The organism is Lentzea sp. NPDC036955 (assembly GCF_055608005.1).
Map to the genome: position 1 here is coordinate 1 of NZ_JBVJRC010000018.1, position 9,749 is coordinate 9,749.

The 9,749-nt window shown below is 68.8% G+C and carries 7 protein-coding genes; 6 read left to right on the plus strand and 1 reads right to left on the minus strand.

Features of this window, described 5'->3' with window-relative positions:
- Positions 1 to 503 precede the first annotated feature (503 nt).
- On the minus strand, positions 504 to 854 hold the full coding sequence (locus tag ACZ7CF_RS40325; RefSeq protein WP_470372321.1) for an acyl-CoA thioesterase domain-containing protein: 351 nt from the start codon (positions 852 to 854) through the stop codon (positions 504 to 506).
- Between the two features lie 304 nt (positions 855 to 1,158).
- Here ACZ7CF_RS40325 and ACZ7CF_RS40330 point away from each other — a divergent pair, with 304 nt between their 5' ends.
- The 6 genes from ACZ7CF_RS40330 to ACZ7CF_RS40355 all read left to right on the plus strand — a co-directional run.
- Positions 1,159 to 1,932, plus strand: a complete 774-nt coding sequence (locus ACZ7CF_RS40330) for an SAM-dependent methyltransferase (RefSeq protein WP_360393603.1) — start codon at positions 1,159 to 1,161, stop codon at positions 1,930 to 1,932.
- Positions 1,933 to 2,013: 81 nt separating this feature from the next.
- Positions 2,014 to 3,195 carry an acyl-CoA dehydrogenase family protein gene (locus ACZ7CF_RS40335; protein ID WP_360393601.1) on the plus strand — a complete coding sequence of 394 codons (1,182 nt, stop codon included), beginning with the start codon at positions 2,014 to 2,016 and terminating at the stop codon, positions 3,193 to 3,195.
- The gene (locus tag ACZ7CF_RS40340; protein WP_360393598.1) at positions 3,192 to 4,043 is read left to right on the plus strand and encodes an SCO6745 family protein; all 852 of its coding nucleotides are present in this window, start codon (positions 3,192 to 3,194) and stop codon (positions 4,041 to 4,043) included. The genes ACZ7CF_RS40335 and ACZ7CF_RS40340 overlap by 4 nt, the downstream gene beginning before the upstream one ends.
- Positions 4,040 to 4,519: a nuclear transport factor 2 family protein gene (locus ACZ7CF_RS40345; protein ID WP_360393596.1), complete on the plus strand. Its 480-nt coding sequence runs from the start codon at positions 4,040 to 4,042 to the stop codon at positions 4,517 to 4,519. The genes ACZ7CF_RS40340 and ACZ7CF_RS40345 overlap by 4 nt, the downstream gene beginning before the upstream one ends.
- Complete coding sequence (locus tag ACZ7CF_RS40350) at positions 4,516 to 6,102, plus strand: PfaD family polyunsaturated fatty acid/polyketide biosynthesis protein (RefSeq protein ID WP_470372322.1); 1,587 nt, start codon at positions 4,516 to 4,518, stop codon at positions 6,100 to 6,102. The genes ACZ7CF_RS40345 and ACZ7CF_RS40350 overlap by 4 nt, the downstream gene beginning before the upstream one ends.
- A gap of 41 nt (positions 6,103 to 6,143) precedes the next feature.
- The coding region (locus ACZ7CF_RS40355) for a beta-ketoacyl synthase N-terminal-like domain-containing protein (protein WP_470372323.1) at positions 6,144 to 9,749 on the plus strand (3,606 nt) is incomplete at its 3' end.

Genomic DNA, 9,749 nt, shown 5'->3' on the forward strand with positions numbered 1-9,749 from the left:
GATCCACGGCGGCGACTGACCCCTCCTCACGGTCAAACATGATCCACATCCGACATGCTGCACGCCACCACGTTGATCATTCTGTTAGGACCTCTTATTGGTCCTCGACGTCCAATGGCCCCGCGATGGCCCAGGAAGTCCATAAGAGACGGTCTTTGCCGTCTACATCAGACTCACGCGGTCTCGGATTGGTCCATCTACCGCCTTCGACCCGCCGCTCATGCCTTTGGATCATCTGGAGGCACACCACATCAGCGCCGGGCACCGGGGTCGCGAACAGGACCGCGAACCGCTCACGCTCGGATGCGGCGATGCCGGTCACGCCGGCGATGTGATCAGGGCCGGTGTACTTGGCCGTCAGAGCGAACCGGCCCCCAGAGGGTTCTCCCCGTGGGCCTCGGCGGCGGCGATCCGACGCCGCTCGTCCCTGACCCAGACACTCGACATTCCCGCACCGATCCCCAGCTCACGGGCAACCTCGCTGATCATGCGACCGGAATCGATCACACGAGGAGGCTCACGGACATCCTTTCACCAAGACCTCTGGTCCTGCTGACTCGGTGTCCACTGCCCGGGGTGACCTCACCGAACGTGGCAACTGCGACGGCGAGCCGCCGGTCGTTCTGCGAAGCGGTTGCTTCGAAGACGACACGGTCCGCCTGGTCGACCGCCGGGATGACTTCGCACTCCACGGGATCGCACAGATTCCCCGGCCGAAGGAAGTGCATCCGCAACGATGCAGCCGACATGGTCGCGGGCAACGCAGCACCAGCGGCCAGAAGAGCTTGGCACAGGAGCTGGCCGCCGAACACCGCAGACCCCTCGTCCGGGCGCACGGGATGCCGGCGAAACATTCCACCACCCGCCCGACGAGGCGCGCGAGTTCCGCCGGCTCATCAAATGCCGTCCCCGCCGGCCGGTGAGCGGCGGTCCGGCCGATCGCCTTCGACCTCATCTCTCTTCACCTTCTGTCGCCAAGCATCGCTGACCACACTCCCAGGTACCCGTGCCGCCGGGAAGCTCGACGTTCCAGGGAGTGGCACGCACATTCGCCGTGGATGTTTTCCCGGCCTTAACGTCGGCTCAGTTGCGAGGGGAAGGAAGATCATGGACCTTGACGACCCGCTATCGGTTGAATCGACTTTCACCGACGAGCAGGTGCCCAACATCGCGCGCGTGTACGACTGGTACCTCGGAGGCACGTGCAACAACGCGGCCGACCGCGAGTTCGGTGAAAAGGTCGCTTCGACGATCCCATCCCGGACGATGGTCCGGGACAACCGCGCCTTCCTGCGCCGCGTGGTGGAGCACCTCGTGAAGCGCGGAATCCGGCAGTTCCTCGACATCGGTTCCGGCATTCCGACCGTCGGCAACGTGCACGAGATCGCGGCAGCGCTGGACGAAGGCGTCCGCGTCGTCTACGTCGACCACGACCCGGTCGTCGTCGAGCTGAGCAAAAAGCTGTTGGACGGCAACACGTCCGCTGTGGCCGTCCAAGGCGACCTCCTCACGCCGGCGACCATCCTCGAACACCCCGAGGTCCGCGAACTGCTGGACTTCGACCAGCCGATCGGCCTGCTGCTGTTCGCGATCCTGCACTTCGTGCACGACGAGGAGCAGCCGGAAGCGGTGATCTCCGCCTACTGCTCCGCGCTGTCCCCCGGCAGCTATGTCGCGATCTCCCACACCACAGACGAAGGCGCGGCCGACGACATGCAGGGGCGGATGGACTCCGCGACCGGCATGTACCAGGACAGGACCAGCCCGTTCATCAACCGCGACCGGGCGACCCTCCGGCGCTGGCTCGACGGTTTCGACGTGGTTCCACCGGGGGTGACGCAGGTGGTCGAGTGGAACCCCGACGGCGAAGTGCCAACAGGACCGGACCACCGACTCGTCATCGGCGCACTCGCCCGCATTCCCGGCGAATAGGAGAGATGTTTCTCCGGCGGCGCACGCGCACCTCCGCAGGTTGAACACGCTCGCGATCCTCCGACGAGTTGAGGGATTTGCATGGATTTCCTGTATTCGACCGAGCAGGCCGCGCTGAAGGCACGGGCGAGGTCTCTGACGACGCAGCTGACGGCTTACGAGGACGAGTGCGAGAACCTCGGCCACCTGGCACAGGAGAGCCGTGCCGAGGTCAAGAACATCGTGCTCGAAAGCGGCTTCAACGCGATGAACGCGCCGGCGAAGCTCGGCGGCGCGGGTCTGAGCTGGCTCGACCAGATGGTGGTCGAAGAGGAGTTCGGCGGACTCACCAACGGGCTGTGGGCAGCGGTGTGGCGTCCGACGGCGGCGTTGCTGCTGGCGGCCACGCCCGAGCAACGCGACCGCTACCTGGTGCCCGAGATCCGCGGCGACCGCTTCGGCGGCCGCGCCGTGACCGAACCCGGAGCCGGCTCGGACCCCAGCCAGATCACCACCACGGCGGAACGCACCCCCACGGGCTACCGGATCAACGGCGAGAAGTGGTTCGTGACGCTGGGAGACATCGCGGACTACTTCGTGCTGCTGGCCCGCACGGCGCCCGATGCGCAGCCGACGATGTTCCTGGTGGACCGCAACCTTCCTGGCGTCCAGATGGCCAGAAATCCGCAGTACACCCACAGGTTCGCCTACGCGCACCCGCACTTCCGCTTCGTCGACGTGGACGTGCCCGCCGACGCGGTGCTCGGCTCGGTCGGCGACGGGTTCCGCCTGAGCCAGGCGACCTTCTTCGAGGAGCGCATGCTGGTCGCGGCTCATGCGGTGGGCGCGGCTGAGCGCGCGCTGACGCTCGCCACGGACTGGGCTCGGGAACGCGTGCAGGGCGGCGATCGGATCATCCGCCACCAGATGATCCAGGCGATGCTCGCGGACTCGGCGATCGACGTGGCGGTGAACCGGGTCTTCGTGCACCAGATCGCCGCTGACATCGACCGCGGCTGCGAGCTGAAGACGTTGAACGCCAAGGTCGCGATGGCCAAGATCTCGGCGACCGAGGCGGCCGGACGCGTCGCCGACCGGGCGGTGCAGATCCTCGGCGGCCGCGGGTACATGCGGGACAACCCCGTCGAGCGGATCAACCGCGACGTCCGCGTGGACCGGATCTGGATGGGCACCTCCGAGGTGCAGCGGCTCGTCGTGGCCAACGAGCTCGACAAACGAGGTACCTCCGGCCTGCTGCACTTCGCGGGCAAGAGCGCGTCATGAGCCGGGCCGGCGCAGCCGTCCTGCCGGCGCGGCAGGCCCACTCGCTGCTCGATCCACTGCACGCCGTGACCTACCTCGCCGAGGAGGCGACGGCGTCGTTCCACGAAGCTGGGTTCACGGGGCCGTGGCACGGCTACTTCGCCGGCCGTTCCGCTCCTCTGGGGACGGTGCCCCCGGCCGTGGTCGCGGCGGTCTTCTACCACTTCGAGCCCAGGTTCGTCGTCGAGGAGACGACCGCCGCCTTCGCTCAGGCGACTCCAGCACGAGCACTGCGAGCACGACTGACCGGAGTGGACGGTGCCCTGCGCGCGTTGCTGGGGCAGGCCACCGACGGTGCGGAGGTCAGGGAGGCAGCTGCTCTGGCGGAAGAGGCTGCGGCCGCCTGCGACGTGCCCGGTCGTCCGCTGGGGGCCGCCAACGCGGCGCTCGCCCGGCCTGCCGAACCTCATCTCGCTCTCTGGCAGGCCGTCACGACGCTGCGCGAACACCGCGGGGACGGCCACGGCATCGCTCTCGCCTCAGCCGGACTCGACGGTGTGGAAGCTCTGGTGTCCATCACCGCCGCGGGCGGCGAACGACGCCGCAGCATCCAGGCACGGCGAGGCTGGACCGACGCGGAATGGCTCGCCGGCGAACACAGGCTGGTCGAGCGCGGGCTGCTGAACCACGACGGCACCCTCACCGAAGACGGCCGAGCGCACCGGCAGGCCGTGGAGGACACGACCGATCGACTCGCCTCGGTGCCCTGGCAGGTGCTCGGCGAGCGCAAGACCCGTCGTCTGCTGGAACTGCTGCTGCCGCTGACCGAGCAGGTGGTCACCGGTCTGCGCGCGCGGAGGCCGACGTGACCGGGGCAGGTGCGGTCGAGGAGCGCTTGGCACTGCGTGAGCTGGCCGACCGCTACGCGCAGGCCGTGGACCGCGGGCGCCAGGACCTGTTCGCGGAGCTGTTCTGCGCAGGCGCGCACATGAGTCTGCCCCACCCGAAAGGTTCCCACCGCCCGAACCTGGTGTTCGACAGCGCCGACGGCTGGGCGAAGTTGTGGTCCGCGCGGCCGCCGTGGGTCGGGTCGACACATCTGACCGGCAACCAGGTCATGGCCGTCGCGGGTGACGAGGCCACCGGCGAGACCTACTGCCTGGCACACGAGCTGTACGAGCGCGGTGACGGCTTGCGAATGGTGACGCGAAGCGTCCGGTACCTCGACGTCTGCCGCCGCGAAAGCGGTAGCTGGCGCTTTCACAGCCGGGAGTTGGTCATCGACTGGAGCGATGAACGGCCACTGCGCAAGCCGTCGCACGAGCCGAGAGGAGGCCGGTCGTGATCAACGAGCTGACGCCCGCCACGCGTACCCGTGGCGCGGACACCGGTTCCGGTGCGGCGACGTATGCCGCCGCACGTCCACGGGATGTCGTCCACCTCGTTCGCGACAACGACACCCAGCGGATCGGTCTCATGTTCGACGCGGACGAGGCTGCCTCGATGCCCGGGATGGTCGGCTCACTGCCGCCCTGCTACCCGGAGTGGCTCGGCGACCACGGCTTCCTCACTGATCACGGTGCCCGTTTCCCCTACATCGGCGGGGAGATGGCCAACGGCATCGCGACCACCCGGATGGTGATGGCCCTCGCCGAGATCGGCGCGGTCGGTGTGTTCGGCGCGGCAGGCCTCGCACCGGCCGCGGTCGAGCACGCCTTGTCCGAGTTGAGCGCGCGGCTTTCCGGCAGGCGCAACTGGGGAGTCAACCTCATCCACTCCCCGGCCGAGCCGGACGTGGAACGGCGGGTGGCGGACCTGCTGCTGGCGTGGCGGGTTCCGATCGTGTCCCTCTCGGCCTTCTTGGCCCTGACGCCCACCGCCGTGCTGTGCTCGGCCAAGGGCCTGACCGCGGACTCGTCGGGTCGCGTCGTGCGGCAGACCCGTGTGATCGCCAAGGTGTCGAGGCCTGAGGTGGCAGAGCAGTTCATGGCTCCGGCGCCGGAGGAGATGCTCGCCGCGCTCGTGGCGGAAGGAGCGTTGACGGAGTCCGAGGCCGCCTTGGCTCGTCTCGTTCCGGTCGCCCAGGACGTGACCGCGGAGGCCGACAGCGGTGGCCACACCGACAACCGGCCGTTGGGCGCGCTCCTGCCTGCATTGCTGGCGCTGCGCGACGAAGTCGCCATCAGCAGGTGTTGTCCCCCGGTCCGGGTCGGTGCGGCCGGTGGGCTCGGCACACCGTCAGCCGTGGCTGCGGCCTTCGCCGCGGGAGCCGCCTACGTGGTCACGGGTTCGGTCAACCAGTCCGCGGTGGAGTCCGGGCTTTCCCTGGCGGGCAGGGAACTCCTGGCACAGGCGGACATCGCCGACGTCTGCATGGCGCCGGCGTCCGACATGTTCGAGATGGGCGTCAGCCTGCAGGTGCTGCGCCGGGGCTCGCTGTTCGCCGGGCGTGCGGCGCGTCTTCGAGAGATCTTCCGGGCCTACGACTCGCTGGAGAGCATTCCGGACGACGTGCGCGGTCAGCTGGAACGCGGGGTGCTCGGGGAGCCGGTGGCCGCGGCTTGGGCCTCGACGAGGAAGTACTGGGAGCAGCGCGATCCCCGCGAGGTCGAGCGGGCGGAGCGCGAAGCACGGCATCGCATGGCTTTGGTGTTCCGGTCCTACCTCGGCCGGGCGAGTCGGTGGGCGATCACGGGAGACGAGTCGCGCAGGGCCGACTACCAGATCTGGTGCGGTCCCGCGATGGGCTCGTTCAACCGCTGGGTGCGCGGCACGTTCTTGGAGCCGGTCTCCGAACGGACGGTGGCGCAGATCGCCCTGAACCTGCTGGAAGGCGCGACCGTGGTCACCAGGGCACAGCAGTTGCGCACCGCCGGGGTGAACGTCGCCCCCGAGGCCTTCGTCTACCGCCCGCGTCCGCTCGCCTGATCAGCACCGTCGATCGAGCCGCTTTCCTCCTGGAGGACCGCATGACCGGAACAAGTCGGCCACAGCAGCAGCCGATCGCGATCGTCGGAGTCGGCGCGATCACCCCAGGAGCGGAAGGTCCGCCGCAGTTCTGGCGAGCGGTGCTCACCGGCCGGGATCTGATCGGGGACATCCCACCGGGCCGCTGGGACCCCGGCAGCTACTTCGATCCCGATCCAGCCGCGAAGGACAAGGTCTCCAGCAACCGCGGCGCCTTCCTCAGCGAGATCGACTTCGACCCGCTGTCGTTCGGACTCCCGCCGGCGACGCTGCCGGCGACCGACACCTCCCAGATGCTCGCTCTCAAGGTGGCCGAACAGGTCCTCGGCGACGCAGGCGTGCCGGAGAACGATCGCGAACGGGTGGGGGTGATCCTGGGGACGGCCGCGCTCGAACTGCTGCAGACGATGAGCAACCGCATGCAGCGGCCGGTCTGGCTGCGGGAAATGACCACGGGCGGTGTGCCGCAGGAGCAGGCGGAGGCGATCTGCGACCGGATCGCCGAGAACTACCCGTCCTGGCAGGAGATGAGCTTTCCCGGTCTGTTGAGCAACGTCGTCGCTGGTCGGGTCGCCAACCGGTTCGACCTGCACGGCCCCAACTACACCACCGACGCCGCCTGCGCCGGTTCGCTGGCCGCGGTGGCGAGTGCGGTGAACGAACTCGCGACCGGCAACGCGGATCTGATGATCACCGGCGGCGTGGACACGCTCAACGACATCCTCATGTTCAAGTGCTTCAGCGCTGCCCAAGCGCTGTCGAAGTCCGGAGACTGCCGCCCGTTCGCCGCTGACGCGGACGGAACGATGATGGGCGAGGCGGTCGTGATGTTCGCCCTCAAGCGCTTGGCGGACGCTGAGGCAGCAGGCGACAAGATCTACGCGGTGATCAAGGGGGTGGGCAGCTCCTCCGACGGCCGCGGAAGCGCCGTGTACGCACCGGTCGCCGCCGGACAGGCACGCGCGCTGCGCCGGGCCTACGAGGCGGCGCGGTACGGCCCAGGATCGGTGGAGTTGGTCGAGGCGCACGGCACCGGTACCACCGTCGGCGACCTGACCGAGTTCACCGCCCTGAACTCGGTTTTCACCGAGTCCGGACGCGAGGACCGGCAGTGGTGCGCGCTGGGCTCGGCCAAGTCCCAGTTCGGGCACACCAAGTCCGCTGCCGGGGCGCTCGGAATGCTCAAGACCGTCTTGGCCCTGCGGCACAAGGTGCTGCCACCGACGATCAAGGTCGACCAGCCCAACCCCGCGCTGGACCTGCCGAACAGTGCGCTCTACCTCAACACGAAGGCGCGTCCGTGGATCCGGGACGACGCGCACCCGCGCCGGGCCTCGGTCTCCGGGTTCGGCTTCGGCGGCACGAACTTCCACCTCACCCTGGAGGAGTACATCGCAGGTGGCGGCCGCGAACCCGAGTGGTTCACCGCTGCCCCGACCGAGCTGGTCGTGGCATCGGCCGGTTCCACCGGCGAACTCCTGAACGCTCTGCGAGAAACGGTCGAGCGCTGTCAGGACACCGGAGACGTCACGACGGCCTCACGCGACGCCGCCAAGTCGTTCCGCGCCGACGCGCCCGTGCGGGTGTGTCTCGTCGTCCGCGACGCCGAGGACCTCGCGCAACAGGTCTCACAGCTTGCGCAGCTGATCGCGGGACAGCCGGAAGGTGTGATCAACACCCCGGCGGGCCTCTGCCTCGACCGCGCGGCAGCGGCACCGGGCAGGGTTGCGCTGATGTTCGGTGGCCAGGGCAGCCAGCACGTCGACATGGGGGCCGACGTGCTGATGCAGGTCCCCACGGCACGGGAGTGCTGGGACCGCGCGGCCGGTTTGCGCCGTGAGGGCCGATCGCTGCCGTCGGTGGTGTTCCCGCTCCCGGTGTTCAACGATGCCGAACGTGAGGACCAACAGGCACTGCTCACCCGCACGGAGTGGGCTCAGCCCGCGCTGGCCGTCCACGGGGCCGCCATGCTCGCGGTGCTGCGGACGTTCGGCCTGCGGTTCGACTGCGTCGGTGGGCACAGTCTCGGAGAGCTCGTCGCCCTGCACGCGGCCGGGGTCTTCGACGAGTCCACGCTCCTGCGGCTTGCCGCCGGTCGCGGCGAGGCGATGCGGGACGCCGCAGCGGAAGCCGGCGCCATGGTGGCGGTCAGGGCATCCGCCGAGGAGACCGCGCGGCACATCGAGAAGTTCGCCGGTCGTGTCTGGCTCGCCAACCTCAACGGCCCTCTGCAGACCGTTGTTTCCGGGCACGAGGACGCGATCGCGGAACTCGAGGCGCTGCTCGCGGAGAAGCGAGTCGGGGCGAAGCGCTTGCAGACCGCGGGCGCATTCCACACCCCCCTCGTCCACGCCGCGCGGCAACCGTTCCTCGAGCTGTTGCAGTCCTGTTCATTCACCTCACCCAAGATCGACGTGTACGGCAACACCGACGCCAGCCGGTATCCGGTCGAGGTCGACGTGATCCGGCAACGGCTCGCCGACCACCTCGTGTCACCCGTGAGGTTCGCGGACCAGCTCCAGGCGATGCACGACGACGGCGTACGGACGTTCATCGAAATAGGTGCGGGCACCCTGGCGCGGCTCACAAGTGACGTCCTCGGCGAGCAACCACACCTGGCCGTATCCGTGGATCGCACCGGCTGCCACGGCATCACGGCGCTGCAGCGCGTGCTTGGGCGACTCGCCGTCGCCGGTGTCGAACTGGACCTCAGTCCTCTGTGGATGAGCGAGGACCCGGTAGCCGGAACGCGTCGGCCTCCTCGGATGCGGGTCCGCATATCAGGCGCCAACTACCGAGAGCTCAAGCCGCACAGCGACACCACTGTGGAGACGAGGATGACGACCACCGAGCGAGTCGTGCCCGCACCCCGGCAACTGCCCGAGCCGCCGTCTCTCTCCCAGGGAGAGCAAGAGGTGGAACCCTCCTCGCAGGCGCCGTCCTCGCGGGCGTACTCACCGCAGACACCGGCTCTGCAGGCGTCCCCACCCCAACCGACTACGCGGCCCCCATCGGCGCTGCCACTCGCACCTCAGACGGAGCGCCCTGTGCCGGTGCCTCCCGACTCTTCCACGCGACCGGTGAACGTGCCTGATTGGCTGAGCTCGTTCGAGCTGGTCCAGGCCCAGGCCGCGAACGCCCACACCGAGTACCAGCGCGTGATGGCGGAGACGCACCTGCACTACCTGCAGTTCGCCGAAAACTCGGTGCGGCTGTTCCTCGGGGAGTCGGCCGGCCAGCAGCCGGCTGACGTCACCGGATCGGCCCGGCCACACGCGGAAGTGTTCACCGAGGCCACGTCCGGTCCACAGCACCCGGCCGCTTCACCAGTGGTCGAGGCCCGCGAGCACCGGCCCGTGGAGCCGCAGCGGCCACCGCTGATGGAGGCCGCTCCGCATGTCCAGGTTCAGCCCATGGCTCCGCCGCCGTGGCCAGTGGCCGCTCCGCCGGTACCGGAACCTGTCATCGGCTCGGAACCTTCCTCCCAAGACGCCGAATCAATCCTCCTGGACGTCGTCGCCGAAAAAACCGGATACCCCCGCAACATCCTCGAACCCCACCTCGAACTCGAAACCGACCTCGGCATCGACTCCATCAAACGAGTCGAA

Coding starts and splice junctions, on each gene's coding strand:
- ACZ7CF_RS40325 (WP_470372321.1), bottom strand. CDS start 854: ATGTTTCGCCGGCATCCCGTGCGCCCGGACGAGGGGTCTGCGGTGTTC.
- ACZ7CF_RS40335 (WP_360393601.1), top strand. CDS start 2,014: ATGGATTTCCTGTATTCGACCGAGCAGGCCGCGCTGAAGGCACGGGCG.
- ACZ7CF_RS40340 (WP_360393598.1), top strand. CDS start 3,192: ATGAGCCGGGCCGGCGCAGCCGTCCTGCCGGCGCGGCAGGCCCACTCG.